The organism is Haloarcula salina (genome assembly GCF_010119195.1).
Taxonomy (GTDB): Archaea; Halobacteriota; Halobacteria; order Halobacteriales; family Haloarculaceae; genus Haloarcula; species Haloarcula salina.
The window spans coordinates 40,834-62,695 of sequence record NZ_WRXL01000008.1; the positions used below are offsets into that span (position 1 = coordinate 40,834).

25 protein-coding genes are annotated in these 21,862 nt (G+C 69.4%); 14 read left to right on the forward strand and 11 right to left on the reverse strand.

Annotation, left to right across the window (positions count from 1 at the left end; translation table 11 throughout):
• Positions 1-60: 60 nt before the first annotated feature.
• Positions 61-1,014: an aminopeptidase gene (locus GM656_RS17590; RefSeq protein WP_162415009.1), complete on the forward strand. Its 954-nt coding sequence runs from the start codon at positions 61-63 to the stop codon at positions 1,012-1,014.
• Positions 1,015-1,154: 140 nt separating this feature from the next.
• Here the strand turns inward: GM656_RS17590 and GM656_RS17595 are convergent, their stop codons facing one another.
• Positions 1,155-1,574 (reverse strand): DUF1648 domain-containing protein, encoded by a 420-nt coding sequence (locus GM656_RS17595; RefSeq protein ID WP_162415010.1) that lies wholly within the window; start codon positions 1,572-1,574, stop codon positions 1,155-1,157.
• 138 nt (positions 1,575-1,712) lie between these two features.
• Here GM656_RS17595 and GM656_RS17600 point away from each other — a divergent pair, with 138 nt between their 5' ends.
• The 3 genes from GM656_RS17600 to GM656_RS17610 all read left to right on the forward strand — a co-directional run bounded on the left by GM656_RS17600 (position 1,713) and on the right by GM656_RS17610 (position 3,816).
• Positions 1,713-2,366, forward strand: a complete 654-nt coding sequence (locus tag GM656_RS17600) for an HVO_0476 family zinc finger protein (RefSeq protein WP_162415011.1) — start codon at positions 1,713-1,715, stop codon at positions 2,364-2,366.
• Between the two features lies 1 nt (position 2,367).
• A complete protein-coding gene (locus GM656_RS17605; RefSeq protein ID WP_162415012.1) occupies positions 2,368-2,991 on the forward strand; it encodes a protein-L-isoaspartate(D-aspartate) O-methyltransferase in 624 nt (207 codons plus the stop codon).
• 93 nt (positions 2,992-3,084) lie between these two features.
• Positions 3,085-3,816 carry a protein-L-isoaspartate O-methyltransferase family protein gene (locus tag GM656_RS17610; RefSeq protein WP_162415013.1) on the forward strand — a complete coding sequence of 244 codons (732 nt, stop codon included), beginning with the start codon at positions 3,085-3,087 and terminating at the stop codon, positions 3,814-3,816.
• Here the strand turns inward: GM656_RS17610 and GM656_RS17615 are convergent.
• Complete coding sequence (locus GM656_RS17615; RefSeq protein ID WP_162415014.1) at positions 3,813-4,259, reverse strand: DUF7382 domain-containing protein; 447 nt, start codon at positions 4,257-4,259, stop codon at positions 3,813-3,815. The genes GM656_RS17610 and GM656_RS17615 overlap by 4 nt on opposite strands.
• Positions 4,260-4,334: 75 nt before the next feature.
• On the opposite strand from GM656_RS17615, the gene GM656_RS17620 reads away from it, so the two are divergent.
• Complete coding sequence (locus tag GM656_RS17620) at positions 4,335-5,447, forward strand: ATP-binding protein (protein ID WP_162415015.1); 1,113 nt, start codon at positions 4,335-4,337, stop codon at positions 5,445-5,447.
• A gap of 27 nt (positions 5,448-5,474) precedes the next feature.
• Positions 5,475-5,885 carry a DUF302 domain-containing protein gene (locus GM656_RS17625; RefSeq protein WP_162415016.1) on the forward strand — a complete coding sequence of 137 codons (411 nt, stop codon included), beginning with the start codon at positions 5,475-5,477 and terminating at the stop codon, positions 5,883-5,885.
• Positions 5,886-5,921: 36 nt separating this feature from the next.
• Here the strand turns inward: GM656_RS17625 and crcB are convergent, their stop codons facing one another.
• Genes crcB through GM656_RS17640 form a run of 3 tightly spaced genes read right to left on the reverse strand, consistent with a single transcriptional unit; the run spans position 5,922 to position 7,015 of the window.
• Entirely contained in the window at positions 5,922-6,281 is a 360-nt protein-coding gene (gene crcB, locus GM656_RS17630) for a fluoride efflux transporter CrcB (protein ID WP_162415017.1), read from the reverse strand.
• On the reverse strand, positions 6,281-6,664 hold the full coding sequence (locus GM656_RS17635; RefSeq protein ID WP_162415018.1) for a fluoride efflux transporter FluC: 384 nt from the start codon (positions 6,662-6,664) through the stop codon (positions 6,281-6,283). Before GM656_RS17635 ends, crcB begins: the two co-directional genes overlap by 1 nt.
• A 3-nt stretch (positions 6,665-6,667) precedes the next feature.
• Positions 6,668-7,015 carry a hypothetical protein gene (locus GM656_RS17640; protein ID WP_162415019.1) on the reverse strand — a complete coding sequence of 116 codons (348 nt, stop codon included), beginning with the start codon at positions 7,013-7,015 and terminating at the stop codon, positions 6,668-6,670.
• A 276-nt stretch (positions 7,016-7,291) separates the two neighbouring features.
• Here GM656_RS17640 and GM656_RS17645 point away from each other — a divergent pair, with 276 nt between their 5' ends.
• The 4 genes from GM656_RS17645 (at position 7,292) to GM656_RS17660 (ending at position 12,602) form a co-directional block, all read left to right on the forward strand.
• Positions 7,292-9,253 carry an archaea-specific SMC-related protein gene (locus tag GM656_RS17645; RefSeq protein ID WP_162415020.1) on the forward strand — a complete coding sequence of 654 codons (1,962 nt, stop codon included), beginning with the start codon at positions 7,292-7,294 and terminating at the stop codon, positions 9,251-9,253.
• Between the two features lie 44 nt (positions 9,254-9,297).
• Positions 9,298-9,915, forward strand: coding sequence for a rod-determining factor RdfA (gene rdfA, locus GM656_RS17650; protein ID WP_162415021.1), 618 nt, complete (start codon positions 9,298-9,300; stop codon positions 9,913-9,915).
• A gap of 226 nt (positions 9,916-10,141) precedes the next feature.
• On the forward strand, positions 10,142-11,248 hold the full coding sequence (locus GM656_RS17655) for an aminotransferase class V-fold PLP-dependent enzyme (protein WP_162415022.1): 1,107 nt from the start codon (positions 10,142-10,144) through the stop codon (positions 11,246-11,248).
• Between the two features lie 58 nt (positions 11,249-11,306).
• Entirely contained in the window at positions 11,307-12,602 is a 1,296-nt protein-coding gene (locus tag GM656_RS17660) for an NUDIX domain-containing protein (protein WP_162415023.1), read from the forward strand.
• Between the two features lie 19 nt (positions 12,603-12,621).
• Here the strand turns inward: GM656_RS17660 and GM656_RS17665 are convergent, their stop codons facing one another.
• Positions 12,622-13,368, reverse strand: a complete 747-nt coding sequence (locus tag GM656_RS17665; protein WP_162415024.1) for an MBL fold metallo-hydrolase — start codon at positions 13,366-13,368, stop codon at positions 12,622-12,624.
• A 93-nt stretch (positions 13,369-13,461) separates the two neighbouring features.
• On the opposite strand from GM656_RS17665, the gene GM656_RS17670 reads away from it, so the two are divergent.
• Both GM656_RS17670 and GM656_RS17675 read left to right on the forward strand, forming a co-directional pair.
• Entirely contained in the window at positions 13,462-14,598 is a 1,137-nt protein-coding gene (locus GM656_RS17670; protein ID WP_162415025.1) for a site-2 protease family protein, read from the forward strand.
• Positions 14,599-14,672: 74 nt separating this feature from the next.
• Entirely contained in the window at positions 14,673-15,527 is an 855-nt protein-coding gene (locus GM656_RS17675) for a ZIP family metal transporter (protein ID WP_162415026.1), read from the forward strand.
• Positions 15,528-15,554: 27 nt separating this feature from the next.
• On the opposite strand, the gene GM656_RS17680 is transcribed toward GM656_RS17675, so the two are convergent.
• The 3 genes from GM656_RS17680 to GM656_RS17690 form a co-directional block, all read right to left on the reverse strand.
• A complete protein-coding gene (locus GM656_RS17680; RefSeq protein ID WP_162415027.1) occupies positions 15,555-15,854 on the reverse strand; it encodes a CPCC family cysteine-rich protein in 300 nt (99 codons plus the stop codon).
• A 91-nt stretch (positions 15,855-15,945) separates the two neighbouring features.
• Positions 15,946-16,233: a DUF6360 family protein gene (locus GM656_RS17685; RefSeq protein WP_162415028.1), complete on the reverse strand. Its 288-nt coding sequence runs from the start codon at positions 16,231-16,233 to the stop codon at positions 15,946-15,948.
• A 24-nt stretch (positions 16,234-16,257) separates the two neighbouring features.
• Positions 16,258-17,430 carry a nicotinate phosphoribosyltransferase gene (locus GM656_RS17690; protein ID WP_162415029.1) on the reverse strand — a complete coding sequence of 391 codons (1,173 nt, stop codon included), beginning with the start codon at positions 17,428-17,430 and terminating at the stop codon, positions 16,258-16,260.
• A 132-nt stretch (positions 17,431-17,562) separates the two neighbouring features.
• On the opposite strand from GM656_RS17690, the gene GM656_RS17695 reads away from it, so the two are divergent.
• A complete protein-coding gene (locus GM656_RS17695) occupies positions 17,563-18,360 on the forward strand; it encodes a DUF3592 domain-containing protein (protein WP_162415030.1) in 798 nt (265 codons plus the stop codon).
• Positions 18,361-18,366: 6 nt separating this feature from the next.
• On the opposite strand, the gene GM656_RS17700 is transcribed toward GM656_RS17695, so the two are convergent.
• Positions 18,367-19,731 (reverse strand): Hvo_1808 family surface protein, encoded by a 1,365-nt coding sequence (locus tag GM656_RS17700; protein WP_162415031.1) that lies wholly within the window; start codon positions 19,729-19,731, stop codon positions 18,367-18,369.
• Complete coding sequence (locus GM656_RS17705; protein WP_162415032.1) at positions 19,724-21,202, reverse strand: Hvo_1808 family surface protein; 1,479 nt, start codon at positions 21,200-21,202, stop codon at positions 19,724-19,726. The genes GM656_RS17700 and GM656_RS17705 overlap by 8 nt, the downstream gene beginning before the upstream one ends.
• Before the next feature lie 76 nt (positions 21,203-21,278).
• Between GM656_RS17705 and GM656_RS17710 the strand changes: the two genes are divergently transcribed.
• Positions 21,279-21,851, forward strand: coding sequence for a cysteine hydrolase family protein (locus GM656_RS17710; protein WP_162415033.1), 573 nt, complete (start codon positions 21,279-21,281; stop codon positions 21,849-21,851).
• Positions 21,852-21,862 lie beyond the last annotated feature (11 nt).

Consider the following 21,862-nt stretch of genomic DNA (forward strand, 5'->3'; position numbering starts at 1 on the left):
TCGTCGCTGGGCCTGCGCGCCTCCATCAAGAGTTATTCAGCGTGAGTACGCACCATCGGTATGGACAATTCGTCGCTCCGCGTTCCCGCCGAAACGGCCGTCCGGCAGTGCATGAACCTCCAACCCGACGAGTCGTGTGCGGTTGTGACCGACGACCAGCGCAAGGCCATCGGCGAGGCGCTGTACCGCGTGGCCGCCGAGATCACCGACGACGCGGCCTTCGTGCGCTACCCGCCGGGCGACCAGCACGGCGAGGAGCCGCCCGCACCCGTCGCCGGCGCGATGAAGACCGCCGACGTGGTACTCGCGCCGACGACCAAGAGCCTGAGCCACACCGAGGCCCGGACCGAGGCCAACGAGGCCGGCGCACGCGTCGCGACGCTTCCCGGCATCAGCGAGGGCGTGTTCCTGATGGGCCTCGACGCGGACTACGAGTCGATCGAACGCCACTGCGAGGCCGTCCTCGAACAGGTCGAAGACGCCGCGGAGATCCGCGTCACGTCTCCCCAGGGGACGGACATCACCTTCGGCGTCGGCGACCGCGAGTGGCACCTCGACACCGGCATCGTCCACGAGGCCGGCGAGATGTCGAACCTCCCTGCGGGCGAGGTCTTTCTCGCGCCGGAGACCGCCGACGGCACGTTCGTCGTCGACGGGACGATGCGCCCCCACGGCAAACTCGACGGTCGACTCCTGGCCTTCGAGGTCGAGGGCGGCTACGTCACGGACATCGACGACCCGGACATCCGCTCGGAGGTCGAAGCGGCCGCCGAAGAGGTCGGCCGCGACGCCTACAACCTCGCCGAGCTCGGCATCGGGACGAACGTCGCCGTGTCCGAACTCGTCGGCTCCGTCCTGCTGGACGAGAAGGCCGGCGGCACGGTCCACATCGCCATCGGCGACGACCACGCGATGGGCGGCGACGTGCACGCGCCGATCCACCTCGACGGGATTCTGAAACAGCCGACCGTGTACGCGGACGGCGTGGAAGTGAAACTTCCACGTGCAGAGTGAGCGGCGAGCGTTGCGAGCCGCGAACAGGGGGAGGTCGTAGACCTCCCACAAGCGAACGGCGACTGACAGGGGCCGTGCGCCGGAGACGTTTCACCTCCACGTGCTGAGTGAGGGGTGAAACCGCGAACGGCGACCGTGGCTCACGCCGTGGTCCGACGCTCCGCACGGACCGCGTACGCGACCAACGCCAGCGCCCAGACCAGCGAGCCGACGAGGACGAGGTCGAACGGCACCGCGTAGCCGAGGTTCCACCCGAGCACCAGCCCGTGAATCGAACCCATGAACGCCATGGTCGCGACGGCGACGACTCCGCCGATGCGCGGCGTTGCGGGCGGATCGAGACGGAACGCGGCGTCGAGTATCAGGAGCGTCAGCGCCATAACCGCCGGGAGCAGTGCGACTCCGACCGACTTCGAGACGTAGATGTCCGGCGTCCCGGACGCCGAGAAGTGGATCGCCGTCTTGGCGGGGAGGCGTGGCCAGACCGCGATTCCACCGACCGCCGTCAGGGCGACGACCGCGGCGCTCGCGAGTCCGAACCGATTCCGTAGGAGGGACATACCCCGACGTTCGGTACCGCATTCTAAAATAGTGGGTGACCGCTCGTGCCCCGCAGCGGCGACCAACGCCGTGCGAGGCCGAACCACGAACAGGGCCGTGGCGACGACCATTTACGGGAGCGTCATCAACTCGGAGGTATGACTGACGCGACACCGGGCGAACGCATCGCCCTGCCGTGCCCGGCCTGTTCACCCGATCTGGAGACCGTCCACGAGGTGCTCAAGCCCGGCGGCCACGTGACGGTTCGCTGTACGGACTGCGACCACGTCCACAAGGAACAGCTCCCCGAAGACGAGACGCTGGAGCGCAAGGTCGTCGTCTCGCAGGACGGCGACTCCTTCACCGCGACGGTCGACGTGCCGGCCGAGGAGGACCTCGCCGTGGGCGAGGAGTTCCTGCTGGAGACCGAGGAGGCCGTCGTGACCGCACGCATCACCAGTCTGGAGACCGACGACGGCCGGGAGGACGACGCGACGGCCAGCGACGTCGAGACGATCTGGTCCCGCGCGGTCGGGAACGTCGCGGTCAACGTCACGATGCACCCGAAGGACGGCCGCCACGACGAGACCGAGAGCTTCAAGCTCCACGTCCCCGGCGACTACGACTTCGTCGTCGGCGAGACGGACGAGTTCGGCGACGAGGAGTTCACCGTCGAAGGGATCCACGTCCGCGACGACGCCACCGGCTACGACCACCAGAACATGGACCACGACGGCGACTCGGCGATTGCAAAGGACATCAACCGGCTGTACGTGCGCGACGAGTCGACGACGGCGTGGTCGGCGTGGTAGGATGGTCGACTGGGACCGCGAGCGCTCGCGGCTGGTAACCCACCTGCGAGAGCGGGTGTCCGACGAGGCGGTTCTCGATGCGATGAATCGCGTCCCGCGCCACCGGTTCGTTCCCGAGCGAACGCGTCGGAACGCCTACGCCGACCGGCCGCTCCCCATCGGCGAGGGACAGACCATCTCGGCCCCGCACATGGTCGCGATCATGGCCGACCTGCTCGCCCTTTCTCCCGGCGACACGGTCCTCGAAGTCGGGACGGGCTGTGGGTACCACGCGGCCGTCACGGCCGAACTCGTCGGCACCGAGAACGTCTACAGCGTCGAGTACCACGAGTCGCTGGCGTCGAGGGCCCGGGAGACACTGGCCGAGACCGGCTACGGCGACGTGTCGGTCCGGGCCGGGGACGGCAAGCGGGGCTGGCCGGAGCACGCGCCGTACGACCGTGTCTATCTGACGTGTGCGGCCCCCGACTTCCCGCCGTCGCTGGTCGAGCAGACACGGACCGACGGGTACTTGCTCGCACCGCTCGGTGACGGGACCCAGACGCTCGTTCGGGCGTGCAAGCGAGCGGACGGCACGCTCGCCCGCGAAGACCACGGAAGTGTTCGGTTCGTCCCGCTGCAGTGATTCTCGGCGGCCGATCCGCGCCCGTGACTGGCACAGGTGACGCCCGCCGGTGCGTGGCGCGTAATTGATATAGCTCCGGCGGGAACCTCGGATATGGACCCGGCGGTACTGCGCGGTGACATGGTCGACAGCCTGCAACACGAGAGCAAGGGCGTCGTCCAGAGCGCCTGGCTGTCGGCGGCGATGCGCGCCGTCCCGCGCGAGGCGTTCGTCGGCGAAGACCACGCCTACTCGGATCGGCCGTTCGAACGGCTCGGGACGCGCGTGCTCTCGCCCAGCACCGCCGCCCGGTTACTGGAGGCGCTGGCTCCCGAGGAGGACGACGAGGTGCTCGTGGTCGGGGCCGGCGTCGGGTACACGGCCGCCGTGCTGGCCGAGCGCGTCGGGGCCGCGAACGTCCAGGCCATCGACATCACCCGACGGCTGGTCGTCGAGGCCCGGCAGAACCTCGCGCGGTCGGGCTACGACGCCGTGCTCGTCGACCGCCGCGACGGGGCCGAGGGCCTCCCGGAGTACGCGCCGTACGACCGCATCCTGCTGGAAGCGGCCGCGGTCGACCCGCCGCGAGCGCTCGTCCGGCAACTGGCGGACGACGGCCAGCTAGTGATGCCGCTCGGGACCGGCGAGCAGTCGCTGGCCGTGGTCGAGGCCGACGGCTCGACCGAGCGGCTCGGGACCGTGGCCTTCCAGCCGATGCTCGTCGAGGGCGAGCAGGCCGACACCGTCGAGCGCAATCGCACCCACCGCGAGGACCGCGAGCACGCCCGCCGCGCGGCGCAGTCCCGCGCGGGCTGGGAGCAGGAGTGGATCGACTGGGACGACTAGGTCGATTCGACGACCAACAGGTCGGTGTTCGACCGCGCGTCCTCGTAGCTGCTTCCCGCGGGCGGTTTCACCTCGAAGACGACCGTCCCGTCCTGCTGGTTCGAGCCGAGCGACGGCGACAGCGAGAGCGTCGCGTTCCCGGCGGCGCTCGTCTCGCCGGTCCTCACGCCGTCGAGCGTCGCCGTCCCGCTCTTGGCGACGACCGTCGCGCCCGACACCGGCGACCCCTTCGAGTCGACGACGGTGACGGTCACGTTCTGCGTCCCCGGCGTCGTTACTTCGGGGGCCGGTTCGACGTCCACTTCGGTCACCTGGAGCGTCTCGATGCCCGAAATCGTGCTCATCATCACGGAGAGACAGGCGACGCCGACCACCAGAGCGATGACCAGACGGATCGGCAGGCCTTCGATCGCGCGCTCGTCGCGCCACAGCGAGTCTGACATAGCCGGGCCTGGTCCCGGACTCGTACTTGAACCCTCGGCCGAAGGTTCACGTACCGGGACGGGACCAGCGCCGGCATGGTCGTCATCGGTCGCGAGGGGGCGGACGAAGCGAGTCACCTCGATACTGGCGAGCGGCGAAAGCCGCGGGGCCGCGAAGGGGCGAACGGACCGGCGGGGCGCCTCGGGTACTACCGGGCGCGCGACGGGAGTCGCGGTGCGGCGGTCGACTTCGACCTCGACTGTCCGCACGCGGGACTCGTCGTCGGCAAGCGCGGCTCCGGAAAGACGTACACGCTCGGCGTGCTCGCCGAGGGACTGCTCGCGGCCGACGGTATCGCGCCGGTGGTCGTCGACCCGATGGGCGCGTTCGCGCCGCTCGCCGACGCGGACGTGCCGGCGACGGTGGTCGACCCCCGGGTGTGCGCCGACGCGCTCGGGCCGCGGCAGTGGTGTACCGTGCTCGGCCTCGACCCCGAGCGGGCCGCCGGCGCGCTGGTCTGGCGAGCGGCGAGCGAGCGTGCGACCCTCGACGGAATGGGCGAGTGGATCGCGGCCGCACCGGCGGCCGATGCGACCCGCCGAGCCGCTGAGAACCTCCTCTCGCTCGCGGCGTCGTGGGACGTCTTCGACCCCGACGGGCTCTCGGTGTCGGACCTGTGCGGCGGCGACCTGACTGTCGTCGACGTAGCCGGCCTCGACACCAGGCCGGCGGGCGCGGTGCTGTCGGCCGTCGCGACCGCGCTGTACGACGCGCGGGTCGGCGGCGAGACGGCGCGGCTTCCCTGGCTACTGGTCGACGAGGCCCACGCCTTCACCGACGGGGTCGCGGCCCGCCCGCTCCGACGACTCCTGACGCGCGGCCGTCAGCCCGGCGTCAGCGTCGTGTTGGCGACACAGCGGCCGAGTTCTCTCCCGTCCACGGCAATCTCGCAGGCGGACGTGCTGATCGCCCACCGGCTGACGAGCGCGGCAGACGTCGACGCGCTCCGGGCGGCGCGTCCGACGTACCTCGACGGCGATTTCGCGTCTCGCCTGCCGACAGACACCGGCGAGGCGCTCGTCGTGGACGACGCGACCGAGTCCGTCCACCGCGTGACCGTTCGCGAGCGCGAGACTACCCACGGGGGCGGATCGCCGCGGGCGAGCGACCGGCCGTCCGCGACCACCCGGACCGACGGCGGGATTTAATTCGGCTCCGGCCGTCGGGTCGCCCGTATGGCTCCTTACACCATCCGATACCGGGTCGACGGCGAGTTCGACGAGATCGTCGCGGCGGTCCAGGACGAACTGGCCGAAGAGGGGTTCGGCGTCCTCTGTGACATCGACGTGCAGGCCACGCTGAAAGAGAAGCTTGGCGAGGAGTTCCGCAAGTACCGCATCCTCGGGGCGTGCAATCCGTCGCTCGCTCACCAGGCGATGAGCGAGGAGATCGAGCTCGGGGCGTTGCTCCCGTGTAACGTCGTCGTCTTCGAGACCGACGACCACGTCGGCGTGAGCGCGATCGACCCGAGCGTGATGCTGTCGGTCACGGAGAACCCGGCCCTCGATCCGTTCGCGGATGACGTGGGCGACCGGCTGGAGGGCGTGCTCCAGCGATTGCCCGGCGCGACGCCAGTCTCGGAGTGACGCCGAGGAATCGTCGTAGTGGACGCCGAACGTCCGTCACAGGAGATAGAGGACGGCCCACGCGAGGCCGACGGCGGCCAGCGCCCCGACGAGATTGCCGACGGCGTTGAGCGCCGCCAGCGCGACGTAGCCGTCCTCCCACAGCCGCACCGTCTCGAACGAGAACGACGAGAACGTGGTGAACGAGCCGCAGGCACCGACGCCGACGAGGAGCGCCGCGTCGCCGGTCGCGCCGGCGAACGTGAGCAGGCCGAGCGCGAAGCTCCCGAGGACGTTCACCGAGAGCGTCCCCAGCGGGAACGTCTCCCGCTGGACGGCCTGTGTCAGGTAGTAGCGACCGAGCGCGCCGAGCGCGCCGCCGGTCCCGACCAGGTGCCCGGGGTCGACGGCGACCATCAGCGCTCACCGCCCATGAGCCGGTGGACGACCGTCCGTCCGGCCAGGACGCCGGCGAACCCGAGCGCGTAGCTCCCGACGACGTTCGCCAGCGCCCACTCCGGCGAGGTGACGGTCTCGACAGCGAACGTGCTGTAGGTGGTGAACGACGAGATGAACCCCGTCGAGGCGGCCAGTTTCGTCTCGCTCGCCAGCACGCCGACCTGCAGCGCCTCGTAGAGGAGGACGCCGAGTGCGAAGCTCCCGAGCGCGTTGACGAGCAGCGTTCCCTGGAGGCCCGGCAGCACGAGGCCGACGAAGTACCGGAGGTTCGACCCGGCGAATCCCCCGATGCCGACGAGGACGACGGTCTCGACCGTCACGAGCGGATGGGCGTCGCTCATCGCTCAGTCACCGAGGATCTCGGCCAGCCGCGCCTCGCCGAGGGTGTCCACGAGCTGTGCGAGTTCGATGACCCGCTCCTCGCCGAGGGTGTCCACGAGTTCGCGGATCTCGTCCGGGTCGAAGGTCCGGGCCACGTAGCCGAGGTTCTCGACCATCTTCGTCGTCCGGTCGAGCACGTTCTCGTCCGGTCGAAGGGTCAGCGGCCGGTTCGTGAACTTCCCGTCGTCGTTGAAATAGCAGAACCGGAGCTCGGCGGTGTCGCTGTAGTCCGGTTTGACGACCTGCAGGACGCCGTATCCGTCGTCCCACTCGTCGAGTTCGACTTCGAGCAGCGTTTCGTATCGAGTCATAGATACGTATTCTAACGCACCCATCTTATGCGTTTTCATATTTTAGCGATATATGTTCGAAACAGGTTATGAGACGCAAGGAAAATACATTTCGCGCTCAGACAAAAATCCGCCGGCGAGCGACCCGTTGGCGGCCGGAGAATAATATTGGTACAGATGTTATTCCGAACGCTATCCGACGTTCCTGAACGCGAGCCCCGCGTAGCCGCCCGCTCGCCGCCAGACGTTCGGGTGAATGGAACCATTTTTATACGTTGTGCGACAATGGGCCGTATAATGCCAGAATCACAGCAGGAATCTAGCATCGCCCACTTCGATGTGGAACACATCGGTGGAATCGACGAGACGTCGGTCGATATCCCTCCGGGAGTGACGGTTCTGACCGGGAAGAACGCGACGAACCGGACCTCGTTCTTGCAGTCGATCATGGCCGCGATGGGGAGCAAGCAGGCGACGCTCAAAGGCGACGCGGAGGAAGGCCACGTGGCCTTCTCTTACCAGGGCGAACAGTACGAACGTACGCTGACGCGAGCCGGCAACGCCGTCCAGTTCAGCGGTGAGGGCTACCTCGACGACCCGGAGGTCGCCGACCTGTTCGCGTTCCTGCTGGAGACCAACGAGGCGCGCCGGTCCGTCGCCCGCGGCGACGACCTCCGCGAAATCATCATGCGGCCGGTCGACATCGACGCAATCCGAACGGAAGTCGAGCGCCTGGAGCGCGAGAAGGGCGAGATCAACGACGAACTCGCCACGATCGAATCCCGCCAGCGCGACCTCCCCGACCTCGAACAGCGCCGTACCGACATCCGCGAGCAGATCGAGGACAAGCGCGCGGAGCTCGCGGAACGCGAGGAGGAGATCGACGACAGCAGCCGCGACATCGAGGAGAGCCGTCAGGAGCAGGACGTTCTCGAAGAGAAACTCGACGAGCTCCGGTCGACGCGGTCGGACCTCGAATCCGTCCGCCGAGACATCGAGACCCAGGAAGAGAGCATCTCGTCGCTGAAACGCGAGCTCGCGGATCTCGAAGACGAACTGGACGAGCTGCCCGACACGCCGATGGGCGACCAGCAGCACCTCGACGAGGAGATCGCCCGCCTCCGGGAGCAGCGACAGACGCTGAACGGCGAGATCTCCGACCTCCAGAGCCTCATCCAGTACAACGAGGAGCGACTGGAAGAGGAAGACTACGACGTGATCCAGTCCCTCGAAGACGCGTCGGAGGAGGCGGACGGCGCGGTGACGGAGCAGTTGCTCGGCGGCGACGACGAGGAGTCCGTCGTCTGCTGGACGTGTGGCTCGACCGTCGACCGCGAGCAGATCGAGGACACCGTCGACCGACTGCAGGACCTCCGCCGGGAGAAGGTCGAGGACTTGAACGAGATCAAGTCCGACCTCGACGACCTGAAGGCCGACCAGCGCGAGGCCGAGAAGAAACAGCGACGCCGCGAGAACGTCGAGCGCAAGATCCAGGAGACCGAGACGGAGATCGAGCGCCGCGACGAACAGGTCTCGTCGCTGAAAGACCGCCGCGAGGAGCTGACCGACGAGGTCGAAGCCCTCGAGAACGAGGTCGACAACCTCGAATCCGAGGACTTCGACGAGATCCTCTCGCTCCACCGGGAGGCCAACCAGCTCGAGTTCGAGATCGACAGTCTGGAGTCCGACCTCGACGACGTGACGGAGGAAATCGAGGAGATCGAGGCGATGGTCGACCGCGCCGACGACCTCCGCGAGGAGCGCGACGAACTGGTCGACCAGCTCACCGACAAGCGGACGAAGATCGACCAGATCGAGGCCAACGCCGTCGAGCAGTTCAACGAGCACATGGACGCCATCCTCGGCATCCTCGAGTACCAGAACCTCGAACGCATCTGGATCGAGCGCGTCGAGCAGACCGTCCGCGAGGGCCGCCAGAAGGTCGACCGAACGGTGTTCGAACTCCACATCGTCCGGACCACTGAGAACGGCGCGGCCTACGAGGACACCATCGAGCACCTGAGCGAGAGCGAGCGCGAGGTGACGGGACTCATCTTCGCGCTGGCGGGCTACCTGGTCCACGACCTCCACGAGTCGGTTCCGTTCATGCTGCTGGACTCGCTGGAGGCCATCGACTCGGCGCGTATCGCCGAACTCGTCGACTACTTCGCCGACTACGCCGAGCACCTCGTCGTCGCTCTGCTGCCCGAGGACGCGCAGGCGCTCGACGACGACTACAGCCGCATCACCTCGATCTAACCCCAACACCTTTTACTTCCGGTTCACGTACGTGGTGACGAGAGATGGCAGACACGACAGACGGGCGACCGTCGAGCAAGGTCGCCCGGCTCATCGACGAGTACGACCTCGACGGTCTGGGCGCGGAGATGGAAGCGCGCTGGACCGGCGACGGCGAGGAGCGGATGAGCCTTCGAGACCTCGCGGAGTTCTTCAACAAGCGACTGCTGGAGCGATCCCTGGTCGACGCCGGCATGAGCGCCCTCGAGAGCGACGTCGAATCGACCTACGAGAACCTCACCAGTGACGACATCAGCACCGGTGTTCGGACGGACACGCGCAACCGACTCGAACGGAACGGCATCGACGTGGACGATCTGGAGACGGACTTCGTCACCTACCAGGCGATCCGCTCGTACCTCAAGGAGTGGCGCGGCGCGGAGTACCAGGGGCTCTCGGACGACGAGAAGATCGAGAAGGACCTAGAGAGCATCCAGCGGCTCCTGACGCGGACGCTGTCGGTCACCGACCAGCGTATCGAGAAACTGCGCGACACCGGCCGCATCGACATCGACGAGTTCGAGGTGTTCCTCGACGCGCAGGTGCTCTGTCAGTCCTGCGGCAGCCAGTACGCCGTCGCCGACTTCTTCGAGCAGGGCGGCTGTGAGTGCCAGCAGGACTGAACCGCGGTTCACCGCGACGCGTCCGAATCCGGTGACACAGATAGCGAATACAAATATGAGAGTAATAACCGATAGGGGTTGTGATACGCAACAATTCTTAAACACCGACTAAATGCGGTTGCGTGAATAAACTGAAGACAGTTGGTGTCTGGTTTATTTGGACCCGATCGACCGTGACAGTGCGCGGCGCGCAGGGCTGAAGTCGCCGGCGGCCCACTGGAGCGGTATGGAGCCAGCCGAACTTCGGGCGTCGATTCCGGCGCTCGACCGCTGTACCTACTTCAACACTGGCGCGAGCGGCCCGACGCCGCGTCCGGTCGTCGATAGCGCGACGGCGTTTCTCGAACGCCACGCCTTCGAGGCCCCGTGCGGCGAGGGACCCTACACCGTCGCCTGGGACGCGATGACGGGGGCCCGCGAGGTCGTCGCCGATCATCTCGGAACCGACGCCGAGACCGTCGCGTTCACCCAGAGCACGGCCGACGGCGTGAACCTCGTCGCCGGCGCGATCGACTGGCAACCCGGGGACGTGGTCGTCCGAACCGACCTCGAACACCCGGCCGGGTCGCTCCCGTGGGACCGCCTGGCCGACACCCACGACGTCGAGGTCCGCGTCGTGGAGACCGAGGGCGGCCGACTCGACCTCGACGACGTTCGAGCGGCCGTCGCGGACGCCCGGCTCGTGACGCTGAGTTCGCTCACCTGGACCCATGGGACTCGATTCCCGGTCCCGGAGGTCGTCGACATCGCGCACGAGGCGGGCGCCCAGGTGCTCGTCGACGCCGTCCAGTCCGTCGGCCAGCACCCCGTCGACGTGACCGAGTGGGGCGCGGACTTCGTCGCGGCGGCGGGCCACAAGTGGCTGCTCGGCGTCTGGGGCGGCGGGCTCCTCTACGTCGACCCGGACGCCTACGACCGCTTCCAGCAGACCCGCATCGGTTACCGGAGCGTCGAGGAACCGACAGCCGACGACTACGCGTACCACGAGGGCGCGCGCCGCTTCGAGGTCGGGACTACGTCGCCAGTCCCCTACGTCGCGCTCGCCACCGCAGTCGAGACCATCGAGGCGGTCGGTCTCGACACCGTAGAGGCCCGCGTCGAGCGGCTGACCGACCGACTCAAAGACGGCCTCGGCGACCGGCTCTTGAGCCCGCGCGAGTACGAGTCGGGACTCGTGACGTTCGCCGTCGACGACCCCGACGCGACGGTCGAGCGCCTCGCCGACGAGGGAATCGTCGCCCGCCAACTGCCGTTCCCGGACGGGGCGGTGCGAGCGTCGGTCCACGTGTTCAACACGGCCGACGACGTGGACCGTCTGCTCGACGCGCTGTAGCGCCGGCACGGTCGCCGCGGACCGCACTTTCTTGCTCCGCCGGGTCGTTCGCGCTCGCATGGACGAACGCGCCGTCGTCACCTGCTTCCTGCGCAGCGAGGGCGAGGTGTTGCTGTTGCGCCGGAGCGACGCCGTGGGGTCGTACGCGGGCCGGTGGGGCGGCGTCGCGGGCCACGTCGCCGACGACGACGGTCGCGACCGGGAGCCGGAGGCGGCCGCACAGGCGGAGATTCAGGAGGAGACCGGGCTCGGCGACGCGGTCGCGCTGCTCCGTCGGGGAGCACCGTTTCCCGTCGAGGACGCCGACCGCGGGACCCGGTGGGTCGTCCACCCGTTCCTGTTCGACTGTGCCTCCCGCGACGTGCGGGCCAACGAGGAGACGACGGAGACGGCGTGGGTCCACCCGCCCGAGATACTGCGCCGCGAGACGGTGCCGCGGCTGTGGACCTCCTACGACCGGGTTCGGCCCCGTGTCGCGACGGTCCGCGAGGATCGCACGCACGGCTCCGCGTGGATCTCGTTGCGAGCGCTCGAAGTCCTCCGGGACGAGGCCGCTCTCGCGGCGACCGGGCGAGCAGACGAACTGGAGACGGCAGAGCGCGCCGGCGACGACTGGGGCGCGCTCGCGACCCTCGCCCGCGCGCTCCGCGAGGCCCGCCCCTCGATGGTCGTGGTCGCCAACCGCGTCGACCGCGCGATGCACGCCGTCGCCGACCGCACGCCGTCTGCGGTCGAGCGGGCGGCGACCGAGGCGCTGACGGACGCCGTGAGCGCGGACGGGGTCGCCGCGGCCGTGGCCGCCGACCACGTCGGCGACCGCGTCGCCACCCTCTCGCGGTCGGGAACGGTCCGGACGGTCCTCGCCGCCGCCGGACCCTCCGCCGTCCTCGTCGCCGAGTCGCGACCGGGACGGGAGGGCGTCGGCGTCGCCGAAGCGCTCGCCGACGACGCCGCGGTGACGCTGACTACCGACGCGGCCTTCGGGCACGAACTGGCCGCGTGGGACGCCGAGACGCTCGTCGTCGGCGCGGACCGCGTCCTCCCGGACGGTCGGGTCGTCAACAAGGTCGGGACCCGCGCGGCGGCGCTGTCGGCGGCCGCTGCGGGCGCGGACTGCTACGCGGTCTGTGCCACGGACAAGGTCGCGCCGTCCGCCGACTGGGAGCGCGAGGACCGCGACCCCACGGAGGTGTACGACGGCGACGCCGCCGTCGACGTGGCGAACCCGACGTTCGACGTGACGCCGGCGGACGCGGTGACCGTCGTCACGGAGCGGGGCGTCCTCGACGCCGAGGATATCGGGGCGGTCGCCGACGCCCACCGAGAGCGAGGCGAGTGGCTCGAAGACGGGTGACCCAATTGCGGGGCCGCTGTCACTGCTCGTCCAGCACGACCGGCACGCCGGCCTCGGCCACGTCCGCGGCGAACTCCCGGGAGTCGGCTTCGAGGTTCGAGAAGGTGTTGTAGTGGACCGGCAGGACGAGGTCCGGTTCGACGGTCGCGGCCAGCGCGGCGGCCTCGTGGCGGTCCATCGTCGCCCGCGGGCCGATTGGCGGACACAGCAGCGACACGTCGAGCGTCCGATGGCCGGGGAGCACGTCCGAGTCGCCGGGATAGAACACCCTGGTTCCGTCGAGCGCGATCATGAAGCCGCAGCCGAACCCCTCGGGGTGGTACGGCGTCCCGTCCGGGAGCGTGTGCGGACCGTCCGGTTCGTTGTACGCCGGCGTCGACCAGATGGGCACGTCGTCGACGGTGACCTGCGACTTCATTCCCACCTCGACGACCTCGTACCCGAGCGAGGAGATGGGCGGGAGGTCGCGGTCGCCGACGCGCTCGTCGATGCCTTCGTAGGCGACGATGGTCGCGTCGTCGCTCGCCACGCGCTCGATGCCGTCCGGGTCGTAGTGATGGACGTGGGTGACACAGACCACGTCCCCGTCTCCCGCCCGGTAGTCGCTGCTGGGCGGGTGGCCGATGCCGTCGACGTGGGGCTCCCACTCGCCGGTGAGGACGCCGTACCGGCCCGGGTCGACGTACACCACGTCGCGCTCCCCGGCGAAGCGGAGCGTGGCGTAGCCGAGCCAGTCGACGGTGAGCCCGTCGTGTCGAATCGTCATTGTGCTCCGTACGGGCTACACCCTGAATAAGTCAGCTACTCGTCGGCGTCAGCGGGCCGAAGATATAACTCCAGTCCGCCTGTCGATTCCGGCGTGCGAAACTTCCACATCACGACGGTCTGGGGCATCCCGATCCGAGTCAACATCTCGCTGCTGGTCTTCCTGCCGGTCCTGGCCTGGATTATCGGAAGCGGGGCGCAGATCGAGGTGTACGCGGGCATCGTGAGCGGACTCGCCGGCGTGTCGCTGGACCTGGGTCGATTGACGGCGGGCTCGATGCCGTGGTTCATCGGGGGTGCCGCGGCGGTGGGACTGTTCGTCAGCGTCGCTCTGCACGAGCTGGGGCACGCCTGGGCGGCGATGCGGTACGGGCTGCGCGTCGAGTCGATCACGCTGTGGATCCTCGGCGGCCTCGCCAGCCTCGAAGCCATGCCCAAGGAGTGGAACCGCGAACTGGTCATCGCGCTCGCGGGTCCCGCGGTCAGCGTCCTCGTCGGCGTCGCCTGCTACGCCGCGCTGTTCGCCATCCCGGCCAGCGCGCAGGTGACGCTGTTCCTCGTCGGCTGGCTGGCGGTCACGAACCTCCTGCTGGCCGTGTTCAACATGCTGCCGGCGTTCCCGATGGACGGCGGCCGGGTCCTGCGGGCGCTGCTGTCACGGAACCGGCCCTACGCCGTGGCGACCCGGATCGCGTCCCGCATCGGGACCGGGTTCGCCGTGCTGTTCGCCGTGGTCGGCGTCCTCTCGATCAGCCCGATGCTGCTGTTGCTCGCGCTGTTCGTCTACGGCGCGGCCGCGAGCGAGTCCCGGTCCGTCGCGCTCGCCGCGCTGCTCGAAGGCATGACCGTCGACGACGTTGCGAGTCCGCTCGAAGCGACCATCGACGCGGACGCGACCGTCGAGGACCTGGTCGACCGGATGTTCGCCGACCGTCGGACCGAGTTCGCGGTCACGCGCGGCGGCGACGTGGTCGGAGTCGTCACCGTCGCGGACTTCCGAGCGCTGTCCAAGGCCCAGCGCGAGGCCGACAGCGTCACCGACCTGATGGAGACCGACCTCCCGCGGTTCGCCGCGGAGACGCCGGCGTTCGACGCCCTCGTCGAACTCGACACCGGCCGGGCGACCGCCGCGTTCGTCGACGGCCCCGAGGGGACCCGCGTCGTCACGCGAGCGGACTTCGCCAGCGCGATGGAGATGCGTCGCCTCATGGGCTCGCCGGAGCCGTTCTGACCGGCGCGACACCGCCCCGTCTGGCGACGACGAGGCGGTACTGCAAAGAGGCGTCGACGCGGACCACCTGACGAATGCAATCCGGGCTCGTCGAACTGTTCGCCGGCGTCGTCGGCACCGACCCGCTGATAAACGGCCTCGTCGGCGGGATCATCATCGCGCTGATGAATCTCTTCGGCGCGTCGCTCGTGTTCGTCTGGCGCGACCCCTCCGAGCGGGCGCTCGACGCCGCGCTCGGCTTCGCCGCCGGCGTGATGCTCGCCGCCGCGTTTACGAGCCTCATCCTCCCCGGCATCGAGGAGTACTCCGCCGGCAATCCGATCCCGACCCTCGTCGGCGTCGCACTGGGCGCGCTCTTTCTGGACCAGGCGGACGGGCTGGTCCCCCACGCGCACTATCTCTTGACGGGCCGCCGGCGGACCGACGCCGCCAACCCCAGTCAGTCCCTGCCGGTCGACGAGGCGCGGCTGACCGGCGTCGTCCTGTTCATCCTCGCCATCACGCTGCACAACATGCCGGAGGGACTCGCCGTCGGCGTCGGCTTCGGCGCGGCCGGCGGCGACCCGGCACAGCTAGGTGGGGCGATCTCGCTGATGCTCGCCATCGGCATCCAGAACATTCCCGAAGGGCTCGCCGTCTCCGTCGCGGCGATCAACGCCGGCCTCGACCGCCGCCTCTACGCCGCCTTCGCCGGTATTCGGGCGGGCGTCGTCGAGATCCCGCTCGCCGTGCTCGGGGCCGTCGCGGTCACGCTCGTCGAACCGCTCCTGCCCTACGCGATGGGTTTCGCCGCCGGGGCGATGCTGTTCGTCATCTCCGACGAGATCATCCCCGAGACGCACCAGCACGGCTACGAGCGGGTCGCCACGCTCGGGCTGATGATCGGAATCATCGTCATGCTGTACCTGGACATCTCGCTGGCCGCGTGAGCCGAGCGCGGCCGAGCGAAACGCCGCTCACTCCTCGTAGGGCCAGTTCGGGTCGCGGTCGATGCCGTCCGGCGACTCGCAGTCGCCGACCTCGTCCGGCGTGCACGCGCCGTGCTCGCGGAAGTTCTCGCGGGCGTCGCGCAGCGACACGTGGTTCGTGTCGCTGACGTACTCGTCGTCGCCGAACTGAATCGGGTCGTCGAGCCAGTGACACACCGGACACATCTCGTAGGACCCGGGCCGACCCTCGGGGAGCGTCCGGTAGCCACAGCACGGGCAGTAGCCGAGCTCCCGCGCAGCGGGGTTGCCGGGCGTCTCGGTCGACATGAATTCTGGTATGTGTCGTCACACCAAAGCGTTTCCGACTGTTCACGCCCTGCTTCGTCAGGGATGGACGCCAGTTGCCGGGGCGACGCGTTCAGTCGTCCGACTGCGCGTCCTCGACGCGCCCGGCGTACTCTTCGAGTTCGGCGGCGAGTTCGCGCGCCTGTGCGGCCGAGAGCGTGACAGAGTCCGCGTGGGGCTTCACCGCGTCGAGGTCGGTGTTGTCCATCTCCAACTGGAGTTCGACGTGGTCCGGATTCTTTCGCGGCGCGGTCACGTTCAGCACCGCCAGCGCTTCGTCTTCGAAGCCGTGGCCCTCTACCTCGCCGTCGAGCAGGTCGAAGGTCGTGTACGCGTTGACCTTCATGATGCGGTCGACCATACCCGCGGTTGGCGTCGGGCCGACTTAATCCCGGCCTTCCGACGCGTCGACCCCTTCGTACCCGACCCGCTCGGCGTCCGCCGCGGCGCGCTCGACGGCCGCGTCCAGATCGAACTCCCTGACGACTTCGCCGTCCCTGACGAGCGGTCCCATGAGCGACTCGGCGTTCTCCGGCCCCTCGCGGCTCGCGAGGCCGACGTGGTGGCCGCCGTCGGCGGTCCGGTACACCGACTTCTTGCCGGTGAGTTTGCCCCGCTTTGCCGCCGGTTCGCCGTCCACCTCGACGAGGTCCAGCGCGAAGTCCAGCGGGTCGGCGTTGGCGACGTAGCTCCCGACGCCGAAGCCGTCGGCCACGTCGCGGAGGTCGCGCAGTTCGGTGGGCCCGAGCCCGCCCGAGATGAACAGGTCCACGTCCTCGTGGCCGTAGGCGTCGAGCGTCCAGCGGACCTCGCGGATGATGTGTCGGAAGTCCCCGCGGCGAGAGCCGGTCGTGTCCAGGCGGACGCCGTCGAGGTCCGCGATCGCCTCGGCCGCCCGAAGCGCCTCGTCCGTCTCGTCGCTGTAGGTGTCCGTCAGCGCGATGCGCGGCGTCTCCGCTGGGACGCCCTCGTCGAACGCTTGCCACGCCTCCTCCTGATTGCCGCGACCGAAGCAGATGACCAGCGCGTGGGGCATCGTCCCGCCCGCCTCGCGGCCGATGACCTCGCCCGCGGCGACGTTCGAGATGCCGTCGAGGCCGCCCAGCAGCGCCGCCCGCTCGATCATCGCGGCGATGGAGGGGTGGACGTGTCGGGATCCGAAGGACAGCACCGTCGACTCAGGCGCGGCGTGGCGCGCTTCGAGCGCCCGCGTGGCGACGCCGGTCGGGTGCGAGAGGAAGCCGAGCAGCGCCGTTTCCAGCCGGCAGAACTCCCGATACGGCCCCTCGATTCGCATCACCGGACCGCCGTCGAACAGTTGCCCCTCGGGGAGGGCGTCGGCGTCGATGGCCAGCCCATCGAGCAACTGTGCGGCGTCTTTCAGCCCGGCCAGCACCTTCCAGGTCCCCGTCGCGAACTGGTTCGCCGTGACCTCCGCCACGACCTCCGGGTTCTTTCCCGCGTGCTCCAGCGCCTCCATCGTCCGGTCGAAGTAGGCGTCGGTCGCCCGGCCGTCGCGAATCGCCTCCGGCGAGACGATGTCGAACTCCTCGGTCATTGTCCCGTGTTCGGCCGTGCGAGGGAAAAAGCGGTCCGGTCGACGGTCACGCTTTGCCCCCGCAGCGAGGGACGCCTCCGCCGTGGCCCGTCCTCGTAACGCTTTCTACGTCGCCATCGCTACCCGTCGGGCGTGCTCAGTCCCCGCCGCTCCGTCGCCCTCCTGCTCGCGCTCGCGCTGCTCGCCGCCGGCATCGGCCTCGGCGGCTCGCAGTACCGGACGGCCACCGGCTACGCCGCGACGACGGGCACGGTCGAGACCGTCGAGATGGACAGCTACGCCGAGATCGGCCGACCCACGCTCGGCGGCAACCGGTACTACCGGCCGAACGTGACCTACACCTACCGCGTCGAGGGCCGGACCTACACCGGTCGCGACGTCGCGTTCGGCAGCGACGTGGACACGAACCAGCGGGACCGCGCCGCGCGGGTGCTGGCGAACTACGCCGAGGGGTCGCCGGTCACCGTCCGCTACGACCCGGACGACCCCGGCGACGCCTACCTCGCCCAGCGCTTCGACTTCTTCCCCGTCGGCGTGCTGGTCGCGCTCGGCCTCCTGCTGCTGGGCGACGCGCTGACGCCGCGAACGCGGTGGCTCCGCTTCGTCCTGTCGAAGATTCCGCTGAACCAGAGCGAACGGAGTCCACTCTCACGGACCGACACCGACGACCGCGTTCCCGACGACCCGACGCGGATTCTCGACCGGACGGACGCCGAGACCGGCGATTCGGACGGCGGCGGTTCGGACCCGGATGCGCCGGTCAGCGGCCGCTGGGCCGTCGTCCTCTGGGCGCTCTGTGGCCTCGCCGCGCTCGGGACGGTGGGCGGCTACCTCGCCGTCTCCCGGCCGCCACACGATCTGACCGCCTACGCGACGGCCGTCGTCACCGTCACGGGATTCGGCCGCTTCGCGTACCGCCGCGTCAGCTGATCGCGTTCAGGTCTCGGCTCGGTGAATCTCGCTCAGGTCGCCGACCGTCGGGCCGTTGACGATGCGGACCGTCTTGCCCGACCTGACGACGCGGAACGCGTCGGCGAACTGGTCGCCCTCGGGGACGACGTAGACGTTCGCTCGCAGTTGGCTGGCGTCGTGTTCCTCCACCAGCGCGCCGCGGTAGGCGTCGGCGAACTCGCGGGCGTCCTCCTCGGTGTCCCAGCGCGTCTCCCAGACGTAGCCGTAGCCGCCCGAACCGTTCCGGTACGGCACGACGAGGTCGCCGGCCCAGCCCTCGGAGGCCTCGCTCTCGTAGCTGTAGCGGTCGCCGTCGGTCTGGTCGTTGTGGTAGACGGTCGCGTAGATGGACGCCTCGCCGACGGTGTCGCCGACCGGGTCGTGGTCGAAGCGGTCCCACGCGTCGGACGAGCGGTCCGAAACGTCGACGGCGACCGGCTTCTCGTCGGGGTACTTCTCGGGGTGGAGCACCTGCTCGGTGCTGTCCGGGAAGTCGTCGTGCAGCGCGTCGACGGCGTCCCAGCCGCCGTCCTCACGGATCGAGTGGACGAACGCCGGCCCGGTGACGTAGGGCTGGTAGAGCACGGTGAACAGCCCCTCGTTGTAGCTCGGCTGCTGTGTCGCACTCTCGTTGCCGTCACCGCTGCCCTCCGACGCGCGGTCCGGGAGCGCGATGCACTCCCACTGGTCGCCACAGCGCCGCTCGTAGAAGATCCGGACGTAGTTCGCCTCGCCCTCGGTGACGCCCTGGCGCGAGAGCTGGGTGTCCTGGGTCTCCGCGGAGCCGTTCAGGCCGAACTGCTGGTCCTGGAGCGCGTGGACCAGTTCGTGCGACAGCGTGCGCCGGTCGATCTGGGGCGTCTCCGTCGGGCTGACGATGACGATCTCGTCGCGGCTCGGCGAGTAGTACCCCTGGACCGTCGTCGAGAGCGTGTCGTCCAGTTCCTCGCTGCTGCCCGAGTCCTCGCCGATGAGGAGGAGCGCCTCCCACACCTGGTCGTTCCAGGGGTCCTCCGGCGGCCCGCCGCCGCTCCCGTTGCCGCGCGAGCGGTTGCGGTACTCGGCTCGCGAGATGACCGACACGGGGACCGACTCTTCGAACTCCCGCTGTCGGATCTGCTCGACGCGGGCCATCGTCCGGGCGACGACGGCCTCGCGCTCCGTCTCGTTCAGCCCGTCGCCGGTCGTCACGCGAACGGGGTCGTCGTACCAGTAGCCGTCCTCCCAGCCGATCGCGTCCTCGCCGGCCGGCGTCGCCGGGTGGTCGCTCCCGCCGAACGACGGGACCGAACAGCCGGCGAGGACCGCGGCGAGCGCCAGCGACAGCGCGAGCAGGCGCTCCCTACGCATCGTGGACCTCGTCGAGTTCGGCCGCAGTCGGCGCGTTCACGACGGTGACTGTCCGGCCATCGACGGAGATCGATATCGCGTCGGCGTAGGGGCTGTCGTCCGCGATGACCCAGGTCCCGTCGGCGCGCTGGCTCCCGCCCCAGTGGACGACGACGCGCTCCCAGGCGCGGGCGAACTCGCTGGCGTCGGCCTCGCTGTCCCACCGCGTCTTCCAGACGTAGGCCGTCTCGCCGCCGTTCGCGTAGACGTGCATCCGGCCGCCGCGCCAGCCGTCGGTGGCGGGCAGGTCGTAGTTGTACGGGTCCTCGCTCCGGAGCGAGCCGTCGGACTCGTAGTTGATGACGTCGCCCGTGCGGACGACCGCCGAGTCGTTGTAGTCGTCGGCGAGCGTGTAGGCCATCGAGGCCGCGATGGCCGACGGGCCGACGACGGCGTAGTCGGGCCGGTCGCGGTCGGTCGAGGGGCGGACCCGCTCCCAGTCGGCGCTCGACCGGTCCGCGAGCGACACCGACGCCCGCTCCCACTCGGGGTAGCGGGCCGGGTAGGTCACCTCGACGGCGCTGTCGGGGTGGTCGCCGTAGGCGTCGTTCACCGCGTTCCACCCGCCGCGCTCACGGAGGTCGCTTACCAGGCCCGGGCCGTCGCTGTACGGGAAGTACAGCATGAAGCTGATACCGAAGTGGCGGTCGCCGCCGCCACCGCCGCCACTGGTCGGCGTCTCGATACACTCCCACGTCGCCGCGCAGCGCTCGGAGTATATCTGGCGCGTCGCCACGGCGTCGCCCTCGATAAGCCCGTTCCGACCCTGCACGCCGTCGCGCGTGTTCGCGTCGCTTCCCAGTCCGAACTGCTGGTCCTGGAGCGCGTGGACCAGTTCGTGAGCCAGCGTCCCGCGGCTGATCGTCGGCGTCTCGGAGTCGCTGACGACGACGATCTCGCCGCGTCGGCTGCTGTAATAGCCGAGGACGCTCTCGCCGCGGTTGCTGCTCTGGACGGCGATGGAATCGCGGTCCTCGCCGACGAAGAACAGCGCTTCGAACTTCGCGTTGTCGAACCGCCGCAGCGACTCGCCGGTATCGCCGCCGCCGGTGCTGTTGCGGTACTCGGCCCGCGAGACGACCGAGACGGGGACCGTCTCTTCGAACTCCAGGCCGCGGATCCGCTCGACGCGGGCCATCGTCCGGGCGACGACGGCCTCGCGCTCCGTCTCGTTCAGCCCGTCCTCGGTCGTCACAGCGAGCGACTCGTTGTACCAGTAGCCGTTCTCGTAGCCCAGTCGGTCCGCCGTCGGCGCGTCGGGGGCCGACCCGTTCACGGCGAGATCGACCGCGGGTTCGGTCGGCGTCGCGGCGGCGTCGGTCTGTCCGGCGTCGCCGCCGAGCGGCGTCTGCTCCGCCGGCGATCCGGGGGCCTGACAGCCTGCGAGCAGCAGCGCGACACAGACGACGGCGAGGGCGAGGGGGCGGCGCATCTACCTGAACGTGGGCCAGCGCAGTGAAAAGTCACACGGGGTAACGTTGGTACTCCGTCGGCCCGAACGTCCGCGTATGGAACTCGATCCGTCACAGACCGCGCTCGTCGTGGTGGACATGCAGAACGGCTTCTGTCACCCCGACGGGACCCTCTACGCGCCGGACAGCGAAGCGGCCGTCGACCCCTGCGGCGACCTGGTCGACCGCGCCCGCGAGGCCGGGGCCAGCGTCGTCTTCACTCGCGACGTGCACCCGCCCGGGCAGTTCGAGGACGCCCACTACTACGACGAGTTCGAGCGCTGGGGCGAACATGTCGTCGAGGGCTCGTGGGAGGCCGAGCTGGTCGCGGACCTCGACCCGGCCGAGGAGGACCTGGTCGTGGTCAAGCACACCTACGACGCCTTCTACCAGACGGAACTGGAGGGCTGGCTCGACGCCCACGGCGTCGAGGACCTCGTCATCTGCGGCACGCTCGCCAACGTCTGCGTGCTCCACACCGCCTCCAGCGCCGGCCTGCGAGACTACCGCCCGGTTCTGGTCGAGGACGCCGTCGGCTTCATCGAGGAAGACCACCGCGAGTACGCGCTGGAGCACGCCGACTGGCTGTTCGGCGAAGTGACCGACCGCGCGGGCCTCGACTTCGCCTGATGGCTGGCCGT